The organism is Serratia sp. JSRIV002 (assembly GCF_019968725.1).
Lineage (GTDB): Bacteria > Pseudomonadota > Gammaproteobacteria > Enterobacterales > Enterobacteriaceae > Chania > Chania fonticola_B.
In genome coordinates this window covers 593,308-614,585 of the sequence record NZ_CP074143.1, presented here as the reverse complement: position 1 = coordinate 614,585, position 21,278 = coordinate 593,308, and the positions used below count along the sequence as shown (strand labels likewise).

The window sequence follows — 21,278 nt, the reverse complement described above, 5'->3', positions numbered from 1 at the left end:
TCACTCCTTTCTACTCAGTCTGAGGTTATTTTGCCACATTGCGGCTACGCGTAACCGGTCTATATCAACAAATGGTGCAATTAACGCTCATCTTTCCCTACAGATTTCAAGTTACCGCTTGAATATCAATACGCCAGAAGCTGCCTCAAATCAAAGCTTGTTAACCTCGGGTTCACTAAAATTGTCTCCCCTTTTACATCATTGCCAGGCGAATCAATGGCCCGGCAACGTTTATCACAGCATATACCTGGCCAGGTATATGGCTGGGATCAGGATAGATCTATGGAGCTGCTTTGCCCCGCTGGCAACCTGCCGGCCTTGAAAGCCGCGGTAGATAATGGCGCAGACGCCGTTTACATCGGCCTGAAAGACGATACCAATGCGCGCCACTTTGCCGGGCTGAACTTTACCGAGAAGAAGCTGCAGGAAGCGGCTGACTATGTGCACCGGCATGGCCGCAAGCTGCATATCGCCATCAACACCTTTGCTCACCCCGATGGCTACGCACGCTGGCAGAGAGCCGTGGATATGGCCGCCCAGTTGGGTGCCGACGCGCTGATCCTGGCTGATTTGGCAATGCTGGAGTACGCAGCGGAACGTTATCCGCAGGTGGAGCGCCATGTTTCGGTGCAAGCCTCTGCGACCAATGAAGAAGCCATCCGTTTTTATCAACGCCACTTTGATGTGGCCCGCGTGGTGCTGCCTCGTGTGCTGTCGATGCACCAAGTGAAGCAATTATCACGCACCAGCCCAGTACCGTTGGAAGTGTTCGCCTTTGGCAGCCTGTGCATCATGGCCGAAGGGCGGTGTTACCTCTCCTCTTATCTGACCGGGGAATCGCCTAACACCGTGGGCGCCTGCTCACCTGCCCGCTTTGTACGCTGGCAACAAACACCGCAGGGGATGGAATCGCGCCTGAATGACGTACTGATCGACCGTTATCAGGACGGCGAAAACGCCGGTTACCCAACGCTGTGCAAAGGCCGCTATCTGGTGGATAACGTGCTCTATCACCCGCTGGAAGAGCCCACCAGCCTGAATACGCTGGAGCTGCTGCCAGAGCTACTGGCCGCCAATATTGCCTCGGTGAAGATTGAAGGCCGCCAACGCAGCCCTGCCTATGTCAGCCAGGTTGCGCGCGTCTGGCGCCAGGCCATAGATCGCTGTATGGCCAACCCGGCTGGCTATACAGCCGACGCAGCCTGGATGGAAACGCTCGGCGCAATGTCCGAAGGCACCCAGACCACGCTTGGCGCGTACCACCGCAAATGGCAGTAGGAGAAACCATGAAATATGCATTAGGCCCGGTGCTCTACTACTGGCCAAACAGCGAGATAGAATCCTTCTATCAGCAGGCGATAAGCAGCAGCGCCGATATTATCTATCTTGGCGAGAGCGTCTGCACCAAACGGCGTGAAATGAAAGTAGGTGACTGGCTGGCGCTGGCGCAGGAGATCGCCAAATCGGGTAAGCAGGTGGTGATCTCTACCTTGGCTTTGCTACAGGCACCCTCAGAGCTGAATGAGCTGAAGCGTTATGTGGAGAACGGCGAATTCCTGATCGAAGCCAACGATCTTGGTACGGTGAATATGGCCGCCGATCGCGGTTTGCCGTTTGTCGCCGGGCATGCCCTCAATTGCTACAACGCCTACACTCTGCGCCTGCTGCACAAGCAGGGCATGATGCGCTGGTGCATGCCGGTAGAGCTTTCACGCGACTGGCTGGTCAATTTATTGCAGCAATGTGATGAGTTAGGGTTCCGCCAGGGGTTTGAAGTGGAAGTGTTAAGTTACGGGCACTTGCCACTGGCCTATTCGGCGCGCTGTTTTACTGCACGCTCGGAAAACCGGGGCAAGGATGAATGCGAAACCTGCTGCATCAAATATCCGCAGGGGCGCATCGTCAATTCTCAAGAGAACCAACAGGTGTTTGTGCTCAACGGTATTCAGACCATGAGTGGCTACTGCTACAACCTGGGCAACGAACTGACCAGCATGCAGGGGTTGGTGGATATTGTACGCCTGTCGCCACAGGGCGTAGAAACACTGGCGATGCTCGACAGCTTCCGAGCTAATGAGCAAGGTCAGCAGCCGCTGACGTTAACCGACCATACCGAATGCAACGGTTACTGGCGGCGCGTAGCCGGGTTGGAGCTGGTGCAGTAATAACTCATGGGGCCAGCATTCTGGCCCCATGGTTATCAGGAAGCCCGACGTTTACGAAATAGATTGCGCAGCCCCACGCGGTTACGCACGGCTCCAACGCCAATACCAATCAGCGTATAAATCGCCCCCAATAGCAGCAGCATGGCCACGTCCCCGCCGACATCACGCAGCGATAGCCCCATCTGATTCACGCCAGCAATGGCTTTGGTCGCCCAGGTTGAAGGGATCATCGATGAAATCGCCCTGACCCACTGCGGCATCGCTTGCAGCGGCCAGATGGTGCCAGAAAGGTAAAACACCGGGGTGGTGATAAACGACAGCGTCAGGTAGATCATTTCCACGCTGCGCAAGCATTCGGTTACCAGCTTGCCTAGCCCAAGCACCGCAAGCAGGAACGGGAAGGTCAGCAGCAAGATCTCGGGGATCGTCGCAGTCTGTCGATAGCCCAAAACCCAGGGCCACAGCACAAATAACACAATCGACAGGAACAGCCAGATCGGCAACAGGGCCGATAGCCCCCCCAGATAAACAGGAAGCGACGGTTTGCCGCCCGGCGTTCCTTTCAACACAATGCTGACGCGCACGCAGGCAATCAACAGCGAGTGCTGCAATAACATCACTAACAACCCTGGGAAGATAATCGCCGCAAAACTGATACCGGGGTTGAATACGTCCAGCGTTTGGCTCTGGATCGGCATCATGATCACCTGAGCCTGCCGTTCGCTGAACCCACTTCGCATCAACAGTGAGGTGTTGTACTGGCCGAGCAACTGCTGGTAAGCCGCCACCACGTCCTGCTGGATCTGGCCGTTTGCCAGCCGGTTGGTGGCATCACCGAACACCGGGATCTCAATGTTTTTGCCATTGAGGATCTTCTTCTCCAGATCCACCGGCATGATGATCACTGCAAACAGTTTGCGCCAACCCAGATCGCGTTTTGCCTCGTCCAGGCTGTCGTAAGTTTGGATGGCGATCTTCGGGGTGGCATCCAACTGGCGGATAAGCTGGCGGCTGGCGGTGCTGTGATCCTGATCGATCACTGCCACCGGTAGATCCCACACCGTGCGGTTGGCATAAACCGTGCTCATGATGCACAACGACAGGATCAACATTAGCCACATCGGCCGTTCCAACATGCTCGTCAATACTTTGCGGAAGGTGAGCCAATAGCTTTTCATCCCACCGTCTCCTCTTTTGCCAGCCGCTTCAGCAGCCGGTTACGCACCAACAGTGCGGTCACCAACGGGTAGACAATCAGCAGCGCACATACGCTGAGGATGGCGCTGGCGGGCACCTGACGCAGGAAGACGTCGAACATGGCGTACAGTGCGTGGGTAAGAGGCTCGATATTGGAGATGATGCGTGCGGGTAGCGGCATGGAAAGCTCGGGTACTGCCATGCCAGAGAAAGTCAGTGCAATACTCACCAACATGCCAATCAGGGTGTAGGCGGTAATGGCGCTGCCGGTAAAGGTGTACAGCAACAGGCCGATGCTTTGTGCCGCCATCACGTAGAAGAAGCCAATCATCAGCATAAACAGCGGGTTGCCGCTGACGCGAGCGTCAAAAATGCCCACCAGCGCAGCAATCTCAACCATCAGCAAAGTGGTAAAGCACAGGGTGTAAGGGGCCAGTTTCCCCAGCAGGGCCAGGCTAAAGGGCTTGGCTTTCAGCAAGGACTTACTGCGCGCCATCACGTAAATCATGCAGGTAACCACAAACAGCTGCAGCATATGAATGGTAGCGGCAAACTGCTGATAATAGATATAGCTGCCACTGGCATTGAACAGGCTGCCGTAGTTGAGGGTGACATCCGCCAGCGGCGGCAGCGACTTGCCCATGGCCCCGGCAATGATCGAGCGGTAATTGGCGTTGGCCTCGGCCATCAGGCCGCTGAAATCTTGAGTAGAATACAGCCCGGCACCGTAAAACAGCGCGTTGTAATACAGCACCACGCTCGGCTGATTGCCCGCCAGCGCGTCCGCCTCAAAATCGGCCGGGATAGACAGCAAAGCATAATCCTGCGCGCTACGCAGACGGCGCAACGACTCATCAAGACCGCCGTCATAGGCTTGCACATGGGCATGAGAACCCGCATCCAGCTTGCGGATCAGATTTTTGGATAGCGGGCTGTGATCGTTATCCACCACCGAGACCGGCAGATCGAGCAAGGTCCCTTCCGAGAAGTTACTGCTGATCAGGCCAAACAGGATCAACGGGAAGATCCATCCCAGCCAGTGCACCACCGGCCGGCGAAAAGCGATGCGGCACTCGTTGCTGAACGCGTGGCTGAAGCAGCGCCAACCTGCCCTTACTCTTTCCATTGCCATAAGGTGCTCATCCCTGGGCGCAGGCCATCTATCGGCTGCGACGGATACAAACGAACTTCAAAGGTTTTCAGATCAAAGTCACCGGTGGCTCGCGTGGCACGCTTGGTAGCGTAATCCCCCAACGGGGCGATATAGCGCACTTCTGCCTCGATCGTTTGGTCTTTCAACGCTGGGACGCGCAACTGGACCTTATCCCCCTTGCGGACATGCGCCAGAATATCTTCCCGCAGGTTAAACACGAAATAGGCATCCGGTACGCGGATCAACGTCATCAACGGGCTGGAGGCGTTGAGCAGCTCACCGACTTCAGCCGGGATCGGCCCCACTTCGCCATCAACCGGAGCTTTAACCAGTAGATCGTCGGTCTGGGCCTGAATTTCTAGCAGGTCTTGCTCGGAGGCCCGCAGGGCTGCTTCATATTTCTGCCGCAGTTCAATGCGATCGCCATTGATGCCTTCGTCCAAATTGGCTTTGGCGGCCTGCACCTGTTGATAGGCGGTATCACGCGCACGGCGTGAGCTGTCCAATTCAGATTTGGATACATAACCTTTGCTGGCAACGCTCAGGTTACGGTCGTAATCGTGTTGGGCATTCTGGTATTGCGCCTCGGCCTGTGCCAGATTGGCCCGCAGGTTACGGATGCTTTCTTCACGGGTGCCATGCAGCGATTGGTCCAACTGCGCTTGGGCCTCATCCCGCGAAGCCTGCGCCGAACGTAGCTGGGCCATCAGTTCCGGGCTTTCCAGCCGCAGCAGCAGTTGCCCGGTTTTCACATCGTCCCCGCGCTCTACCAGGCGCTCGATCACCCGGCCCTTGGCTTTGGAAGCGACGATCACTTCGGGGGCATCCACTTCGCCCTGCAACAACAAATCCTGATTATGCGCGCGGAATAGCACCGCCATGGCGATAGCTATCCCCATCAGCAGCAGGGTAAACAGCGTCTTCTTCTTCATTACTTCAGCCCCTTGAACATCAGCGTGCAAACAAAAACCATCATAGCTGTAAAAAAACCATTATTCTCATAAGGATATTGCGAGCACATATATCCCCTTTTATAACCGTATTTTCGATTATGCTTTTAACACAAAAAGCATAATCGCTTTTTTAGTTGCAGATCCCTGCAATCGCCCTTTAAGCGATCAACCTAATAAGCACAATGGACGATGAAATGACTGAACACACACGGGTACCGCTTTCGGTACTGGATTTATCCCCGATCCCTCAGGGAGCCAAGGCACGCGATGCGTTTCACTGCTCGCTGGATTTGGCGCAACATGCCGAAAAGTGGGGCTATCAGCGCTACTGGCTAGCGGAACACCACAATATGACCGGCATCGGCAGTGCCGCGACGTCGGTATTACTGGGTTATTTAGCCTCCGGTACGCAGAGCATTCGCCTCGGTTCAGGTGGCGTGATGTTGCCAAACCATGCGCCGCTGGTGATCGCCGAACAGTTCGGCACCTTGGAATCTCTCTATCCTGGGCGTATCGATCTGGGGCTTGGCCGGGCACCGGGTACCGACCAACGCACCATGATGGCGCTGCGTCGCCACCTCTCTGGCGAGGTAGATAACTTCCCGCGTGACGTGCAGGAACTGCAACATTACTTTGGCGAAGTACAGCCGGGGCAAGCAGTGCAGGCCGTACCGGGCCAAGGGTTACATGTGCCAATCTGGCTGTTGGGTTCCAGCCTGTACAGTGCGCAGTTGGCGGCACAGCTCGGCTTGCCGTTTGCCTTCGCCTCGCACTTTGCGCCAGATATGCTGTTCCAGGCACTGAATGTGTACCGTGAGAACTTTACGCCGTCTGAGCAATGCCAGCAGCCGCACGCGATGGTGTGTGTCAACGTGGTCGCCGCAGACAGCGATCAAAACGCCCGTTTCCTGTTCACTTCCATGCAGCAGCAGTTTATCAACCTGCGCCGTGGCTCACCAGGCCCACTGCCACCGCCGGTCGATAATATCCACGCGCTGTGGACAGCAGGCGAGCAGTATGGCGTCGATCAGGCACTGCGCATGTCGATCGTCGGTAGCGAAAGCACCATCCGCCATGGCCTGCAAAGCCTGCTGCGTGAAACCGGTGCGGATGAGATCATGGTTAACGGCCAGATTTTCGATCATCAGGCGCGTTTACGGTCGTTTGAGATTGTTGCCGGGGTGAAAGGCGACTTAGTGAAGGGATGAATGATAAGGGCACCGTAATGGTGCCCTTGTTCGATTAACGCTGGATGAGGTAACGAATGGTTGGCCCATCCTGCTGAATATCCAGCACCTTGTAGCCGTGGTTACGGGCATCGAGTGGAATATTATTGATTGACTGCGGGCAGTCGCTGATCACTTCCAGTATTTCGCCCGGTTTCAACTGCGGCATAGCCTCTAACGTAGCCACCGCCGGATAAGGACAAGGCTCTCCCACCATATCCAACCGGTAATCCGGCACGATCTCGGTCTGTTTCATGCTTCACTCCTTAAATTCACCACCTGCGCATCTGGCTTGGCGCGGAAAAAGCGTTTCTCCCACCACAGCATCGCGGCAAAGGCTATGGCCAGCAGCAGATAGGTCACCAGCAGGCCGCCGATCGGCCCGAAGGTATCCAGCAGGTTAATCTTGTCGTAGTTGGTCGCCAGGGCTGGCGCCAGATCGTCCCAGTAGTAGGCTAACAGCGTGGCGCCGATAATGTTGCCCAACCCCACCCACCAGTAATGGACCTGGCCTTCTACCGCACGATACATCCAGCCGGTTTCGCAGCCGCCCGCCAGCACAATACCGAAGCCAAACAGCAGGCCGCCCAGTACCGCATTGGGCCCGGCCCACATGATCTTCGGCGAGACGCCCAATTGCACATAGCTGAAGATGCCGATGGCGCTGACCGCCATGCCGATAATAATCGCTTTGGCCATATGCGTACGGCCAGTGATCCACAGATCGCGGAACGCTGAGGTAAAGCAGATCTGTGCCCGTTCAATCAGCAGACCAAAACCGATACCAAACAGCATGGCAATGCCGAGTTTCGGCGCATCAAATAACGTCCATAATGACCAAGCCACCGTGAGGCAGAAAATCACCATTCCCAAACGGAAACGGCGGCGTGCCTGCTCAGGTTTTTGCGTCAACGGTGAGGCCGCTTTCACTCTTTGCAGCTTGACCGGAATACGGAACATCGGCAGCAAGGTGAATTTGGCACCGAAGTAAGAACCCGCCGCCGTTGCCAGCGCAAAAAACCAGGCATGCAGCGAGAACTGTGGAATACCGGTAAAGAAGGCCGCCAGGTTACACCCCATCGCCAAACGCGCACCAAAACCGGCGATGATGCCGCCAAGCAACGCCTGTGCAATGCGGATGCGGTGCTGTGGCATGCGTAATTTGATGTTGTTGGCCCACAGCGCGGCTGCGATACAACCCGCAAACATACCGATTATCATGCGCCCATCGATACGATCGAGTGGTGTGCCCTGTAGGCCGATCACCTTAAAGTAGCCCCACTGCTCGGGGTGGAAACCCAACCACTGCAAGATATGGCCGCCCCAGCGGGTAAATTCACCGGTGACCGCCCAGAAGGTGCCGGTCATGCCGAAATAATAGGTCGAGAGGATCCCGGCTGCGATCACCGCCGGTAAAGGCGCCCAAAAGCGCACCAGGTATTGAGATTTGAATTGTTGCCAGTTCACGGCAGCTCCTGTGCATCCGTAAGATAAACCTTGCGAATGATACGCCCTTTAGCGGTATTAACTGAGATGCCAGGCAAAAAAAAACCAGTCCGAAGACTGGTTTCTTAATTTGATTAACCGTATACGGTCAAATCAACGGTTATGCATCACCGAAACGGCGACGTGGTGCGGCAGGAGCTGCTGCATCGTCACGGCGTGGTGCTGGCTTGTCACGGTTGAAGTTACCGCCACGGCGTTCGCCACCGGCAGCATTACCGCCTTCACGACGCTCACCGAAAGAACGGCGTGGTGCTGGTGCACCTTCGCGACGCTCGCCGTTGAATGGACGGGCACCGCCACGGCGCTCACCACCGTTACCACCGGCAGGACGCTCACGACGTTCATGCGGCTGTGCATCGCCCAGCAGTTGCATGTTCATCGGCTTGTTCAGAATGCGGGTGCGAGTGAAGTGATTCAGGATCTCGCCCGGCATGCCTTTTGGCAGCTCGATGGTGGAGTGGGAAGCAAACAGCTTGATGTTACCGATGTAACGGCTGCTGATGTCACCTTCGTTAGCGATCGCGCCAACGATATGACGAACTTCCACGCCGTCATCACGGCCAACTTCAATGCGGTACAGCTGCATTTCACCCACGTCACGGCGTTCGCGACGTGGACGCTCAGCGCCACCATCACGGCTGTCTGGACGTGCATCACGACGACGGTCGTTGCTACGCTCGCCACCGCGATCATCACGGTCGTTGAACTCACGACGTTGACGCGGTTTGAACACTGGATCGGGTGGCAGGATCAGAGGGCGCTCGCCCTGTGCCATTTTCAGCAGTGCAGCGGCCAACGTTTCCATATCCAGATCTTCACCCGGTTGCAGCTTAGCCAGCAGCGCACGGTACATATCCAGATCGCTGCTTTCCAGCTGCTGCTGAACTTTAGCGGCAAACTTGGCCAGGCGGCGCTCACCCAGCAGATCTGCGTTTGGCAGCTCGACTTCAGGGATGGTCAGCTTCATGGTGCGTTCGATGTTGCGCAGCAGGCGGCGTTCGCGGTTTTCTACGAACAGCAGCGCGCGGCCAGCACGGCCCGCACGACCGGTACGGCCGATACGGTGAACGTAAGACTCTGAATCCATAGGGATATCATAGTTTACTACCAGGCTGATACGCTCAACGTCCAGACCACGAGCGGCAACGTCGGTGGCGATTAAAATATCCAGACGGCCACTTTTCAGACGCTCCAGGGTCTGCTCACGCAGCGCCTGGTTCATATCACCGTTCAGTGCGGCGCTGTTGTAACCGCTGCGCTCCAGCGCTTCAGCCACTTCCAGGGTCGCATTTTTGGTACGTACGAAGATGATCGCCGCGTCAAAATCTTCCGCTTCCAGGAAACGCACCAGCGCTTCGTTTTTACGCATGCCCTGCACGGTCCAGTAGCTCTGGCTGATGTCTGGACGAGTAGTGATGCTGGACTGAATGCGCACTTCCTGTGGATCTTTCATGAAGCGACGGGTAATACGACGGATCGCTTCCGGCATGGTCGCAGAGAACAGCGCGGTCTGATGTTCAGCCGGGATCTCCGCCATGATGGTTTCTACGTCTTCGATAAAGCCCATGCGCAGCATTTCGTCGGCTTCGTCCAGAACCAGGCCTTTCAGGCCAGAAAGGTTCAGGGTGCCACGTTTCAGGTGATCCAGCAGACGGCCTGGGGTCCCTACTACGATTTGCGGGCCCTGGCGCAGAGCGCGCAGCTGCACGTCATAACGTTGGCCACCGTACAGGGCCACCACGTTAACACCATGCATGTGCTTGGAGAAATCGGTCATGGCTTCAGCTACCTGAACCGCCAGTTCGCGGGTTGGAGCCAGTACCAGGATTTGTGGTGCTTTCAGGGCTGCATCGAGGTTGTGCAGCAGGGGCAGCGAGAACGCCGCAGTTTTACCACTACCGGTCTGCGCCATGCCCAGCACGTCGCGACCGTTCAACAGGTGAGGAATACACTCAGCCTGGATCGGTGATGGTTTTTCGTAGCCCAGATCGGTCAGGGCAGCAATGATCGGAGCAGACAGCCCCAGGTCAGCAAAAGAGGTTTCAAGCTCAGTAGTCATGTACACGTGCCTCATTAATAATGGCAGCCAGTCTACATAACTCGTCGAGAAAATTTTCAGTCATTTTCATTGAAAAGTGTGAACCGGCTCAAATTAGATTATAAAACAGACAAAAAAGCCCTCGCCCGTTAAGGCGATTACTTTGGTCAAAAAACCAATGTAAATCAGGCTGATAAGTGTCCGTCAGCTATTGCTGGTCCGATTCCGATAGGTCGTCTTGTTCTTGGCCCAACAGCGCCAATTCCAACAATGCATAGCGGTGCTCAACAAAGTTATGAACGTTGTTAGCCACCGTCAGTTTGAACAGCGCCGAAGCGGTGTCCTTGTCCCCCAGACTTAGGTAGTGCTTACCTAAATAGAAGTCAGTTTCACTGAGATGCTCAGCGAGCGAAGTGTTATCCGTTGCATCTGCCTTGAGGCGTTCCATCAGCGTTTTTTCGCTGATTTTGCCCAGGTAGAATTCGACAATATTCCATCCCCATTGCCCTCTGTCCGATTTGTCATAACGCTGCTGGAGCGATACGGTAGCCATCTTGGGATCGATTTCTCTCTCCACCAGATAAAGCCACAGCGAACGGAAGGGATCGTTTGGGTCGTCTTGATAAAACGCCTGCAGATCATCCTGCGCCAACGGGAAGCGGCCGCCATAATACAGTGCGATGCCCCGGTTTAAACGCGCGTAATTGTAAGTTGGATCAAGCTCTAGTACAGAATCAAACGCTTCATAGGCAGCATCAAAATTGCCTGCCTGCGTTAAGTAAATGCCCAGGTAGTTGAAAACTTCTGGCATATCAGGACGTATCGCTAGCGCTTGTGAAAAATCATTGCGCGCTAGAGCACGTAAACCAAGGCTATCATACAGCACACCGCGCTCATATAAAAGCTGTGCTCGCTCATCGTCCGTTAATGCCCGGCTGGCAAGGATTTGTTCCATGCGCGCCAGGATCACTTCCTGCTGCAGCGTAGGCTGCAACGGAATAGCCAGAACTTCGTCTTTACGCCAATCATGGTTGCTGCATCCTGCCAGCAATAGTGCTGTCGCAACGTAACACCAGCGCAAGAAAGGCTTCATTTCCCACTCCCGAAGACAAACATTGGATGAACGTCCTGTCCTCCGCTTGCTAATACGCGAGTATCCTACCCACGCGATAAGGACAGCCCCCAACCCTAACGGCAGGGAGCTGTAAAACTGCTGATACAGTTATTCTGCTTCTGGTGCAGGAGCCGCAGCGGATTCTGGCGCTGTAGCTTCTTTGATGCTCAGACGCACACGGCCCTGGCGATCAACTTCCATTACCTTAACCGGGACTTCCTGACCCATCTGCAGATAGTCGGTCACTTTCTCAACGCGCTTGTCAGCGATTTGAGAGATGTGCACCAGGCCTTCTTTACCGCCGCCGATGGCCACGAAGGCACCAAAATCAACGATACGGGTCACTTTACCCTGATACACACGGCCAACTTCGATCTCAGCGGTGATCTCTTCGATGCGGCGGATAGCGAACTTCGCTTTGTCGCCGTCGGTTGCAGCAATCTTCACTGTACCGTCATCTTCAATTTCGATGGTGGTGCCAGTTTCTTCGGTCAACGCACGGATGACTGAGCCACCTTTACCGATCACATCTTTGATCTTGTCTGGATTGATCTTGATGGTGTGAATACGCGGTGCAAACTCAGAGATATCGCCACGCGGCGTGCTGATAGCCTGTTCCATCACGCCCAGAATGTGCAGACGCGCACCCTTGGCCTGGTTCAGAGCCACCTGCATGATTTCGCGGGTGATACCTTCAATTTTAATGTCCATCTGCAGCGCGGTGATACCCTCGCGGCTACCGGCCACTTTGAAGTCCATGTCGCCCAGGTGATCTTCGTCACCCAGAATATCAGACAGTACGACAAAGTTTTCTTCTTCTTTCACCAGGCCCATTGCGATACCCGCAACGGCGGCCTTGATTGGCACACCTGCGTCCATCAGTGCCAGAGAAGCACCACAAACGGAAGCCATTGAAGAAGAACCGTTGGATTCGGTGATTTCAGACACCACACGTACGGTGTACGGGAAATCTTCTGGTTTAGGCATCATAGCTAAAACGCCACGTTTTGCCAGACGACCATGGCCGATTTCACGACGCTTCGGTGAACCTACCATGCCGGTTTCACCAACAGAGTACGGAGGGAAGTTGTAGTGGAACAGGAAGCTGTCGGTTTTCTCGCCCATCAGCTCGTCGATGTTCTGTGCGTCACGCGCGGTACCCAGAGTGGCGGTAACCAGCGCCTGAGTTTCACCACGGGTGAACAGTGCGGAACCGTGGGTACGTGGCAGAACGCCAGTGCGCACGTCCAGACCACGGATCATGTCTTTCTCACGGCCATCGATACGCGGCTCGCCACGCAGCACACGGCTACGTACGACGTTTTTCTCAACGGTGCCGAGGATGTCCTGAATTTCAGACGCGTCCAGAGTTTCGTCTTGCGCCAGCAGAGTTTCCACTACGCTGTCTTTGATCGCATCAACCTGAGCGTAACGCTCTTGTTTTTCGGTGATGTGGTAAGCATCGCCCAGACGGCTTTCAGCCAGCTCAGCTACGCGCGCATGCAGCGCTTCGTTAACTGCAGGTGCCTGCCAATCCCACTTCGGCTTGCCAGCTTCGGCAACCAGAGCGTTAATGTTTTCGATAACGATTTGCTGTTGGTCATGGCCAAACACGACTGCGCCCAGCATCTGATCTTCGCTCAGCACGTCAGCTTCGGATTCCACCATCAGTACTGCACCAGCGGTACCGGCAACCACCAGGTCCAGACGGCTTTCTTTCAGCTCATCGGTAGTTGGGTTCAGTACGTACTGATCGTTGATGTAACCCACGCGTGCAGCACCGATTGGGCCATTGAACGGAATACCGGACAGGCTCAGGGCAGCAGAGGCACCGATCATCGCTACGATGTCTGGGTTCACCTGTGGGTTCACGGAAACCACGGTAGCGATCACTTGCACTTCGTTCAGGAAGCTATCTGGGAACAGTGGGCGGATCGGACGGTCGATCAGACGGGAAGTCAGGGTTTCGCCTTCGCTCGGGCGGCCTTCACGACGGAAGAAGCTACCCGGGATACGGCCAGCAGCGTAGGTACGCTCCTGATAGTTCACGGTCAGAGGGAAGAAGCTCTGGCCTGGTTTGGCTTTCTTCTGGCCTACTACGGTGACGAATACTGCAGTGTCATCCATGCTCACCATCACGGCGGCAGTGGCTTGACGTGCCATCATACCGGTCTCAAGCGTCACGGTGTGTTGGCCATACTGGAATTTGCGAATAATCGGAGTCAGCAAAATTTAATCCTTAATTGGGGGCGCGCAATCGTTCTTCGACTCGACACGCCTGTGGTTCACTGACCTTCTCACTACATCCTCGCGACTAATGACAATCCTTATCTCTCATGAGATAAAGCCTCTCATTAGCCGCGCGAACCTCTGTAACGGAAGATCCTCAGTAATACATTAACCTGATTTGCTTATGCTTCCTAGAAGAAAGGGGCCACATTTGGCCCCTTTCTCCTGAAACTTGCTCGATTAGCGACGCAGACCCAGACGCTCGATCAGGCTGGTGTAACGTGCTACATCTTTACGCTTCAGGTAGTCCAGCAGCTTACGACGCTGAGAAACCATACGCAGCAGACCACGACGGCTGTGGTGATCTTTTTTGTGCTCTGAGAAGTGGCCTTGCAGATGGTTGATCTGCGCAGTCAACAGGGCAACCTGAACTTCGGTAGAACCGCTGTCGTTAGTACCACGACCGAAGTCAGCTACGATTTTAGCTTTAGCTTCAACACTTAGAGACATTGTCATACTCCAGAATTATAGATAATAAATACAGGCGCCGATCTCTAATTCAGCAACCCAATGCATAAGCTGCGCCATTCTACTCTTAGCGCAGGGCGATCGCAAGGCGGGCAGGTCAGTCGAAATATTCGACAACCAGGCGGCGCGGCGCGACTCGGCCATCATCGGCAATCTCACCAATGCCGATAAATTTACGTTCTTCGCCTTCGGTAATGCGCACCAGACCCGAGGCCGGGGCCCCTGCGGCCTGCACCGGCTGCCCCTGTTTGACGTAACCCGCTACCGCTGGCAGCAGGTTCACCTCAGGGAAGTCTTCAGCCGGGCTATCCATCGGCATCAGCAACGGATCGAGCAGTTCGCTCGGCGCGATACTCTGCTCCTGTGCCTGCTCCACTAACGCGTTCAGCTGTTCCAGCGTGACCATACGGGCGATCGGATACTTCGCCACTTGCAGGCGGCGCAGATAAATCACGTGTGCGCCACAGCCCAGCAACTCACCGAGGTCATCCGTGATAGTGCGGATGTAGGTGCCTTTTGAGCAGTGAATTTCCAGCTCAAGCTCATCCCCTTCCCAGCGGATAAACTGCAACTCATACACGGTGATGCTGCGTGCTTCACGCGGAACTTCGATACCCTGGCGAGCATATTCATACAGCTTTTTGCCCTGGTATTTCAGTGCGGAATACATCGAAGGCACCTGCTGGATGTTACCCCTGAAGGTGTCCAGCGCGGTATCGAGCTGCGCTTGGGTGAAGTTTACCGGGCGCTCCTGCACGATCTGACCATCGGCATCCGAGGTGTCCGTGCGCTGGCCCAAACGGGCAATCACGCGGTAACGCTTGTCGGAATCGAGCAGATATTGGGAGAATTTGGTGGCCTCACCCAGACAGATTGGCAGCATACCGGTCGCCAGTGGATCGAGCGCGCCGGTGTGGCCCGCGCGGTTGGCATTGTAGATACGCTTTACTTTTTGCAGGGCATCGTTAGACGACAGGCCCTGCGGTTTGTCCAGCAGCAGTACACCGTGAATGTCACGGCCGCGACGGCGAGGGCGACTCATTAAGCCTCCTCTTCATCGCCTGATGCATTGCGACGTTCGGCATCGTTCTTCACTACGTTGGTCACCAGGTTGGACATACGCATGCCTTCAACCAGTGAGTTGTCGTAGGAGAAGGTCAGTTCCGGCACTACGCGCAGGCGCATCGCTTTGCCCAGCAGCGTACGGATATAGCCAGAGGCATCCTGCAACGCTTTAATGCCGTTGGTCACCAGATCCGGATCGTGGTTTTCGGTCAGCACGTTCAGGAAAGTGACGTAAACTTTGGCGTAAGCCAGATCGCGAGACACTTCAACACCTGAAACGGTAGCCATGCCGACACGCGGATCTTTGACTTCACGCTGCAAGATCATCGCAATCTCTTTTTGCATTTCTTGTGCCACGCGTTGACCGCGGCTGAATTCTTTTGCCATTTGGAAACCCTCCAGACAAATCGGGGGGCACAAGGCCCCCCTAAAAACAGATTTAAGCGTTTTTCGAGGCTTAAGCGATAGTACGCTGGATCTCGATGATTTCGAACACTTCGATCATGTCGCCAACGCGCACGTCGTTGTAGTTCTTAACGCCGATACCACATTCCATACCGTTACGGACTTCGTTAACGTCATCTTTGAAGCGGCGCAGGGATTCCAGCTCGCCTTCATAGATAACCACGTTGTCACGCAGCACGCGGATTGGGTTGTGACGCTTGATGTTGCCTTCGGTCACCATACAGCCGGCAACAGCGCCGAACTTAGGTGATTTGAACACATCACGTACTTCAGCCAGACCGATGATCTGCTGTTTGTACTCAGGCGCCAACATACCGCTCATCGCCTGCTTCACTTCGTCGATCAGGTTATAGATCACGGAGTAGTAACGCAGATCCAGGCTTTCTGACTCAATCACGCGGCGGGCAGAAGCATCCGCACGCACGTTGAAGCCCAGGATGATGGCATTGGATGCCGCAGCCAGGGTCGCGTCGGTTTCGGTGATACCACCTACGCCAGAACCCACAATCTTCACCTTCACTTCGTCGGTGGAGAGTTTCTGCAGTGAATCGGAAATCGCTTCACAGGTACCCTGTACGTCGGTTTTCAGCACGATGTTCAGTTCAGAAACTTCACCTTCGGTCATGTTCGCGAACATGTTCTCCAGTTTAGATTTCTGCTGGCGAGCCAGTTTGACTTCGCGGAACTTGCCTTGACGGTACAGCGCAACTTCACGCGCTTTCTTCTCGTCACGCACTACGGTCGCTTCGTCACCCGCAGCAGGAACGCTGGACAGGCCCAGGATCTCAACTGGGATAGAAGGACCCGCAGAGGTCACTTCACGGCCCAATTCGTCACGCATCGCACGAACACGGCCATACTCGAAGCCACACAGGACGATATCGCCCTTGTTCAGCGTCCCTTCCTGTACCAGTACGGTAGCCACTGGGCCACGGCCTTTATCCAGGAAGGATTCGATTACCACACCGCTCGCCATGCCGCTACGAACCGCTTTCAGTTCGAGAACTTCGGCCTGCAGCAGGATAGCGTTCAACAGTTCGTCGATACCGGTACCGGCTTTCGCAGATACGTGGACGAACTGAGCTTCACCGCCCCACTCTTCTGGCATAACGCCATACTGAGACAGCTCTTGCTTAACGCGATCTGGATCGGCTTCTGGCTTGTCAATTTTGTTAACCGCAACCACCAATGGCACTTTAGCCGCCTGAGCATGCTGAATGGCTTCGATGGTTTGTGGCATCACGCCGTCGTCTGCTGCTACTACCAGAACCACGATATCGGTCGCCTGAGCACCACGAGCACGCATTGAGGTAAACGCTGCGTGACCTGGGGTATCCAGGAAGGTGATCATGCCGTTTTCGGTTTCTACGTGGTAAGCACCGATGTGCTGGGTAATACCACCGGCTTCGCCAACTGCCACCTTGGTGGAGCGGATGTAGTCGAGCAGAGAGGTTTTACCATGGTCAACGTGGCCCATGATGGTCACGACTGGTGCACGAGACTCGGCACCTGCGCCGGTGTCACGGTCGCTCATCAGCGCTTCTTCCAGCTCGTTCTCACGACGCAGGATAACTTTGTGGCCCATCTCTTCGGCAACCAGCTGTGCGGTTTCCTGGTCGATGACCTGGTTGATGGTGGCCATGGCGCCCAGCTTCATCATCGCTTTGATGACCTGAGACCCTTTTACCGCCATCTTGTTAGCCAGTTCGGCAACGGTGATGGTCTCGCCAATCACCACGTCACGGTTCACTACCTGAGCTGGCTTGTTAAAGCCCTGCTGCAGGGTGCTTGGCTTACGCTTGCCTTTACCGCCACGGGTCATGGTGCGAGCTTCTTCGCGGTCTGCTTTAGACTCGGAGAGCTTGTTGCCTTTCTTCTGTTTGGTCGCTTTGCCACCGCGAGTACGGCTACGGCGCTCGCCTTCAACTTTGGCGTCGTTTTCGTCTTCGGCAGCACGAGCGTGCTCGGAGGTGGTTACGTGGTAGTCGGCTGTTTCAACCGCAGCACTTGCTGCTTCGGCTTCGGCCCACTTCTCACCGTTTTCTTCGGCCATACGGCGCGCTTCTTCCGCTACGCGTTTGGCGTCTTCTTCCACCTTGCGGCGTACTTCTTCTTCCGCTTTACGTTTCAGTTCGGCGGCTTCGGCTTCACGGCGTGCTTTTTCTGCCTGAGCTGGCTTGGTCATTTCGTCGGTATGTTGATTGGTCACTTTTTCTTTTTCCGCTGAATTACGCTTAGCAATCTCCGCGGCCTCACGTTTGGCTTGCTCTTCGGCTGCGCGCTTAGCTTCTGCTTCGCGTTTCGCTAGCTCTTCCGCTTCGCGCCTTGCCTGCTCTTCCGCTTCACGCTGTGCCTGCTCAGCCGCTTCAGCCTGTTGGGCTTCCTGCGGATCGCGATTTACATAAGTGCGTTTCTTGCGGACCTCAATTTGCACCGATTTACTCTTACCGCCGGTGCTCGGAATATTCAAGGTGCTGCGCGTTTTGCGCTGCAACGTGAGTTTGCTTGGCGCACTACCGTGTTCACGGTTCAGGTGCGCCAATAAGGTTTCTTTCTCATGCTGTGTCACAGAGTCGGTCTCAGACTTGTTGATCCCTGCATCAGCAAACTGCTGTACCAGGCGATCAACCGGTGTCTGTATCTCTGCTGCCAGCGATTTTACGGTTACATCTGTCGTCATGCTGTTCCTTCCTGCTACAGTTATTACGCGTTGTCGCCAAACCAACAGATATTACGTGCGGCCATAATCAGCTCGCCGGCTTGCTCATCGCTAAGCCCTTCAATATCAGCCAGATCGTCAACACCCTGCTCGGCAAGATCTTCCAGCGTACAAACCCCACGCGCGGCCAGTTTAAAGGCCATGCTGCGCTCAAGACCTGGAAGGTTGAGCAAATCATCAGCAGGTTTTTGGTCGCCCAGGCTTTCTTCCTGTGCCAGGGCCAGCGTGGTCAATGCAGCTTTGGCGCGATCGCGCAACGCTTCAACCATATCTTCATCCAGACCGTCGATTTCCAGCAGCTCTTTGATTGGCACGTAAGCCAGTTCTTCCAGCGTAGAGAAGCCTTCTTCGACCAGAACGGTGGCGAAATCTTCGTCGATATCAAGATACTTGGTGAAGGTATCAATGGCGGCATGAGCCTCGGCCTGATGCTTGGCCTGCAGATCGTCCGCCGTCATCACGTTCAGTTCCCAGCGATCATCATCACGATGCTGTTTCAACAGTTGGGAAGCTAAACGCACGTTTTGGCCATTACGGCCGATCGCCTGTGCCAGGTTGCTGGCTTCAACGGCGATATCCATCGTGCACCGATCTTCATCCACCACGATCGAGGCAACATCTGCCGGGGCCATGGCGTTAATGACGAACTGTGCAGGGTTATCATCCCACAGGATGATATCAATACGTTCCCCGCCAAGCTCGCTCGAAACGGCCTGGACGCGGGCACCGCGCATACCGACACAGGCACCGACCGGGTCGATACGCTTGTCGTTGGTTTTCACGGCAATTTTTGCACGGGAGCCAGGATCGCGGGCTGCCGCTTTAATCTCAATCACTTCTTCGCCAATTTCCGGCACTTCGATGCGGAACAGCTCTTTGAGCATATCCGGGCTGGAACGGCTGACGAACAGTTGCGCACCGCGCGCTTCCGGACGTACTGCGTACAGTACACCGCGGATACGGTCACCTGGGCGGAAGTTTTCCCGTGGTAGCATGTCTTCACGGCCAATGACCGCTTCGGCGTTGCTACCCAGATCCAGCGCAATGCTGTCACGGTTAACTTTTTTCACCACGCCGGTGACGATCTCACCTTCGTGTTGGCGGAAGGCGTCAACCACCATCGCACGCTCGGCTTCACGCACTTTCTGTACGATAACCTGCTTAGCGGTCTGAGTGGTGATACGGTCGAAGGTCACAGATTCGATCTGATCTTCGATATAACCGCCCAGTTCTATGGACGGATCTTCATACTGTGCAGCTTCCAGCGTGATCTCACGCGTTGGCTGGGTCACTTCATCAACGGCAACCCAACGGCGGAAGGTATCGAAATCGCCAGTCTTACGGTCAATGCTGACACGGACCTCGATTTCCTGCTCATATTTTTTCTTGGTGGCGGTGGCTAAAGCGGTTTCCAGGGCTTCGAAAATCTTCTCACGTGGTAGGGATTTTTCATTGGAAACTGCTTCAACAACAGCCAGAATCTCTTTGTTCATCCTAGTTGCCTCATCCAAACTTTAAAAGTGGGGTACCAGGTTCGCTTTCTGAATATTGCTCAGCGCGAACACTTCATCTTTCCCATCCACAGTAACCGTGATCATCTCGCCTTCTACAGACTTGATGATGCCCTGCCATTTGCGGCGGTTTTGTATCGCCATACGCAGAACAACGCTGACTTCTTCACCGAGAAAACGTTGATAGTGTTCCGCGGTGAACATAGGGCGCTCAAGGCCAGGAGAGGAAACTTCCAGGTTGTAAGCGACCGTAATCGGATCTTCGACGTCCAGCACAGCGCTGACCTGGTGGCTGACATCAGCGCAATCATCAACATTGATTCCGTTGTCACTATCAATATAGATGCGTAGTGTCGATTGGCGCGCCCGAATAAATTCGATGCCTACGAGCTCAAAGCCCAACGCCTCTACCGGTGCGGAAAGCATCTCTGTTAATTTTTGCTCTAATGTGGACAAGCCCACCCCCAAGACATAAAAAAAGGGCCTAATAGCCCAGTGATTCTGTTGCCAAATAACAAAAAACCCCGAAAATTCGGGGCTTTATGCAACTGGACCCTGTTTGCCGCAAAGCGGCTTCGGTGCAACTTTCTAGCAAGTGTCATTTTCAAATGTTGATCGAGAAAAGCGGAATTCAATCGAAAAGTGTATTTGAAAATAGACACTTAAAGGAAAGTGGTTGCGGGGGCCGGATTTGAACCGACGACCTTCGGGTTATGAGCCCGACGAGCTACCAGGCTGCTCCACCCCGCGTCCGAAAACGTGGCAAATATTACGCTGATAATTGCAAAAACGCAAGTTATCTCTGGGATTTGGTACCGAGGATGGGACTCGAACCCACAAGCCCGTTAGGGCACTACCACCTCAAGGTAGCGTGTCTACCAATTCCACCACCTCGGTACTGATTTTTACTGCTAACGGCTGTTTCTATTGAGGTCGAAAACAACCGTGTTCAAACTTTTCAGCGGCTTATTGCGGGATATCACTGACCGGTTTAGCGGGTGCTGCCGGAGTGCTGGTCTGCTCAGTTTGCGCTGGCTGACCCAGGTTTTCCCACTCGCTGCCTTTCTTGCCCTGATTGGTGCTCAGGTTGCCCAGGATCAGACTGATGACGAAGAACAGCGTCGCCAGAACAGCCGTCATGCGGGTCATAAAGTTGCCTGAACCGGTCGATCCGAAGAACGTGCCAGAAGCACCTGCTCCGAATGAGGCTCCCATATCAGCGCCTTTACCTTGCTGTAGCATGATCAGAGCGACTAGCCCGATCGATATCAGCAAGAAAATTACCAGAAGAGCTTCGTACATAGTGGTACCTGTATCCTTGCGGGTTCACCGCGTGCCAAATGCATCTCACCCCAGATGCTTCCAAACTAAAGAAGGCGTGGCGTGTCACTAAAACAGCCCACTGAAGC

19 protein-coding genes and 2 tRNA genes are annotated in these 21,278 nt (G+C 54.9%); 3 read left to right on the top strand and 18 right to left on the bottom strand.

The genetic code is table 11. The annotated features are described in order from the left end of the window. Positions 1–282: 282 nt before the first annotated feature. Both KGP26_RS02740 and KGP26_RS02735 read left to right on the top strand, forming a co-directional pair. A complete protein-coding gene (locus KGP26_RS02740; protein ID WP_021807507.1) occupies positions 283–1,278 on the top strand; it encodes a peptidase U32 family protein in 996 nt (331 codons plus the stop codon). An 8-nt stretch (positions 1,279–1,286) separates the two neighbouring features. Further along, positions 1,287–2,165: a U32 family peptidase gene (locus KGP26_RS02735; protein WP_223664983.1), complete on the top strand. Its 879-nt coding sequence runs from the start codon at positions 1,287–1,289 to the stop codon at positions 2,163–2,165. 35 nt (positions 2,166–2,200) lie between these two features. Here the strand turns inward: KGP26_RS02735 and KGP26_RS02730 are convergent, their stop codons facing one another. Genes KGP26_RS02730 through KGP26_RS02720 form a run of 3 tightly spaced genes read right to left on the bottom strand, consistent with a single transcriptional unit; the run spans position 2,201 to position 5,447 of the window. Then, the gene (locus KGP26_RS02730; protein ID WP_021807509.1) at positions 2,201–3,343 is read right to left on the bottom strand and encodes an ABC transporter permease; all 1,143 of its coding nucleotides are present in this window, start codon (positions 3,341–3,343) and stop codon (positions 2,201–2,203) included. After that, on the bottom strand, positions 3,340–4,494 hold the full coding sequence (locus KGP26_RS02725; protein WP_021807510.1) for an ABC transporter permease: 1,155 nt from the start codon (positions 4,492–4,494) through the stop codon (positions 3,340–3,342). The genes KGP26_RS02730 and KGP26_RS02725 overlap by 4 nt, the downstream gene beginning before the upstream one ends. Continuing rightward, positions 4,476–5,447, bottom strand: a complete 972-nt coding sequence (locus tag KGP26_RS02720; RefSeq protein WP_021179061.1) for an HlyD family secretion protein — start codon at positions 5,445–5,447, stop codon at positions 4,476–4,478. Before KGP26_RS02720 ends, KGP26_RS02725 begins: the two co-directional genes overlap by 19 nt. A 203-nt stretch (positions 5,448–5,650) precedes the next feature. On the opposite strand from KGP26_RS02720, the gene KGP26_RS02715 reads away from it, so the two are divergent. Continuing rightward, a complete protein-coding gene (locus tag KGP26_RS02715) occupies positions 5,651–6,676 on the top strand; it encodes an LLM class flavin-dependent oxidoreductase (RefSeq protein ID WP_059199546.1) in 1,026 nt (341 codons plus the stop codon). Positions 6,677–6,710: 34 nt separating this feature from the next. Here the strand turns inward: KGP26_RS02715 and yedF are convergent, their stop codons facing one another. The 15 genes from yedF to secG all read right to left on the bottom strand — a co-directional run bounded on the left by yedF (position 6,711) and on the right by secG (position 21,171). Then, the gene (yedF, locus tag KGP26_RS02710; protein WP_021179059.1) at positions 6,711–6,950 is read right to left on the bottom strand and encodes a sulfurtransferase-like selenium metabolism protein YedF; all 240 of its coding nucleotides are present in this window, start codon (positions 6,948–6,950) and stop codon (positions 6,711–6,713) included. After that, positions 6,947–8,161 (bottom strand): selenium metabolism membrane protein YedE/FdhT, encoded by a 1,215-nt coding sequence (yedE, locus tag KGP26_RS02705; protein ID WP_021807513.1) that lies wholly within the window; start codon positions 8,159–8,161, stop codon positions 6,947–6,949. The genes yedF and yedE overlap by 4 nt, the downstream gene beginning before the upstream one ends. A gap of 139 nt (positions 8,162–8,300) precedes the next feature. Further along, entirely contained in the window at positions 8,301–10,259 is a 1,959-nt protein-coding gene (locus KGP26_RS02700) for a DEAD/DEAH family ATP-dependent RNA helicase (RefSeq protein WP_024483375.1), read from the bottom strand. Beyond that, positions 10,249–10,323: a protein YrbN gene (yrbN, locus tag KGP26_RS30370; protein ID WP_223499600.1), complete on the bottom strand. Its 75-nt coding sequence runs from the start codon at positions 10,321–10,323 to the stop codon at positions 10,249–10,251. The genes KGP26_RS02700 and yrbN overlap by 11 nt, the downstream gene beginning before the upstream one ends. Before the next feature lie 123 nt (positions 10,324–10,446). Next, positions 10,447–11,331 carry a lipoprotein NlpI gene (nlpI, locus tag KGP26_RS02690; RefSeq protein ID WP_021179056.1) on the bottom strand — a complete coding sequence of 295 codons (885 nt, stop codon included), beginning with the start codon at positions 11,329–11,331 and terminating at the stop codon, positions 10,447–10,449. A 129-nt stretch (positions 11,332–11,460) separates the two neighbouring features. Beyond that, positions 11,461–13,581 carry a polyribonucleotide nucleotidyltransferase gene (gene pnp / locus KGP26_RS02685; protein ID WP_021179055.1) on the bottom strand — a complete coding sequence of 707 codons (2,121 nt, stop codon included), beginning with the start codon at positions 13,579–13,581 and terminating at the stop codon, positions 11,461–11,463. Between the two features lie 240 nt (positions 13,582–13,821). After that, entirely contained in the window at positions 13,822–14,091 is a 270-nt protein-coding gene (gene rpsO / locus KGP26_RS02680; protein WP_010279698.1) for a 30S ribosomal protein S15, read from the bottom strand. Positions 14,092–14,206: 115 nt separating this feature from the next. Continuing rightward, positions 14,207–15,151 (bottom strand): tRNA pseudouridine(55) synthase TruB, encoded by a 945-nt coding sequence (gene truB / locus KGP26_RS02675; protein WP_021807515.1) that lies wholly within the window; start codon positions 15,149–15,151, stop codon positions 14,207–14,209. Then, positions 15,151–15,561 (bottom strand): 30S ribosome-binding factor RbfA, encoded by a 411-nt coding sequence (gene rbfA, locus KGP26_RS02670; protein ID WP_021179053.1) that lies wholly within the window; start codon positions 15,559–15,561, stop codon positions 15,151–15,153. Before rbfA ends, truB begins: the two co-directional genes overlap by 1 nt. 70 nt (positions 15,562–15,631) lie before the next feature. Further along, a complete protein-coding gene (gene infB, locus KGP26_RS02665) occupies positions 15,632–18,319 on the bottom strand; it encodes a translation initiation factor IF-2 (protein WP_021807516.1) in 2,688 nt (895 codons plus the stop codon). 23 nt (positions 18,320–18,342) lie between these two features. After that, complete coding sequence (nusA, locus tag KGP26_RS02660) at positions 18,343–19,851, bottom strand: transcription termination factor NusA (protein ID WP_021179051.1); 1,509 nt, start codon at positions 19,849–19,851, stop codon at positions 18,343–18,345. A 21-nt stretch (positions 19,852–19,872) separates the two neighbouring features. After that, positions 19,873–20,325, bottom strand: coding sequence for a ribosome maturation factor RimP (gene rimP / locus KGP26_RS02655; protein WP_024529072.1), 453 nt, complete (start codon positions 20,323–20,325; stop codon positions 19,873–19,875). A 217-nt stretch (positions 20,326–20,542) separates the two neighbouring features. Beyond that, positions 20,543–20,619 (bottom strand) — tRNA-Met (locus KGP26_RS02650). 60 nt (positions 20,620–20,679) lie between these two features. After that, positions 20,680–20,766: transfer RNA gene (locus tag KGP26_RS02645), tRNA-Leu, on the bottom strand. Between the two features lie 69 nt (positions 20,767–20,835). Continuing rightward, entirely contained in the window at positions 20,836–21,171 is a 336-nt protein-coding gene (secG, locus tag KGP26_RS02640; RefSeq protein ID WP_024483369.1) for a preprotein translocase subunit SecG, read from the bottom strand. Between the last annotated feature and the right edge of the window lie 107 nt (positions 21,172–21,278).

What these genes read in the sequence shown, in the direction of transcription:
- rbfA (WP_021179053.1), bottom strand. Translation starts at nt 15,561, where the DNA reads ATGGCAAAAGAATTCAGCCGCGGTCAACGCGTGGCACAAGAAATGCAA.
- KGP26_RS02720 (WP_021179061.1), bottom strand. Translation starts at nt 5,447, where the DNA reads ATGAAGAAGAAGACGCTGTTTACCCTGCTGCTGATGGGGATAGCTATC.
- secG (WP_024483369.1), bottom strand. Translation starts at nt 21,171, where the DNA reads ATGTACGAAGCTCTTCTGGTAATTTTCTTGCTGATATCGATCGGGCTA.
- nusA (WP_021179051.1), bottom strand. Translation starts at nt 19,851, where the DNA reads ATGAACAAAGAGATTCTGGCTGTTGTTGAAGCAGTTTCCAATGAAAAA.
- KGP26_RS02715 (WP_059199546.1), top strand. Translation starts at nt 5,651, where the DNA reads ATGGACGATGAAATGACTGAACACACACGGGTACCGCTTTCGGTACTG.
- rpsO (WP_010279698.1), bottom strand. Translation starts at nt 14,091, where the DNA reads ATGTCTCTAAGTGTTGAAGCTAAAGCTAAAATCGTAGCTGACTTCGGT.
- KGP26_RS02735 (WP_223664983.1), top strand. Translation starts at nt 1,287, where the DNA reads ATGAAATATGCATTAGGCCCGGTGCTCTACTACTGGCCAAACAGCGAG.
- KGP26_RS02730 (WP_021807509.1), bottom strand. Translation starts at nt 3,343, where the DNA reads ATGAAAAGCTATTGGCTCACCTTCCGCAAAGTATTGACGAGCATGTTG.
- KGP26_RS02700 (WP_024483375.1), bottom strand. Translation starts at nt 10,259, where the DNA reads ATGACTACTGAGCTTGAAACCTCTTTTGCTGACCTGGGGCTGTCTGCT.
- KGP26_RS02740 (WP_021807507.1), top strand. Translation starts at nt 283, where the DNA reads ATGGAGCTGCTTTGCCCCGCTGGCAACCTGCCGGCCTTGAAAGCCGCG.
- yedF (WP_021179059.1), bottom strand. Translation starts at nt 6,950, where the DNA reads ATGAAACAGACCGAGATCGTGCCGGATTACCGGTTGGATATGGTGGGA.
- nlpI (WP_021179056.1), bottom strand. Translation starts at nt 11,331, where the DNA reads ATGAAGCCTTTCTTGCGCTGGTGTTACGTTGCGACAGCACTATTGCTG.
- KGP26_RS02725 (WP_021807510.1), bottom strand. Translation starts at nt 4,494, where the DNA reads ATGGCAATGGAAAGAGTAAGGGCAGGTTGGCGCTGCTTCAGCCACGCG.
- truB (WP_021807515.1), bottom strand. Translation starts at nt 15,151, where the DNA reads ATGAGTCGCCCTCGCCGTCGCGGCCGTGACATTCACGGTGTACTGCTG.
- infB (WP_021807516.1), bottom strand. Translation starts at nt 18,319, where the DNA reads ATGACGACAGATGTAACCGTAAAATCGCTGGCAGCAGAGATACAGACA.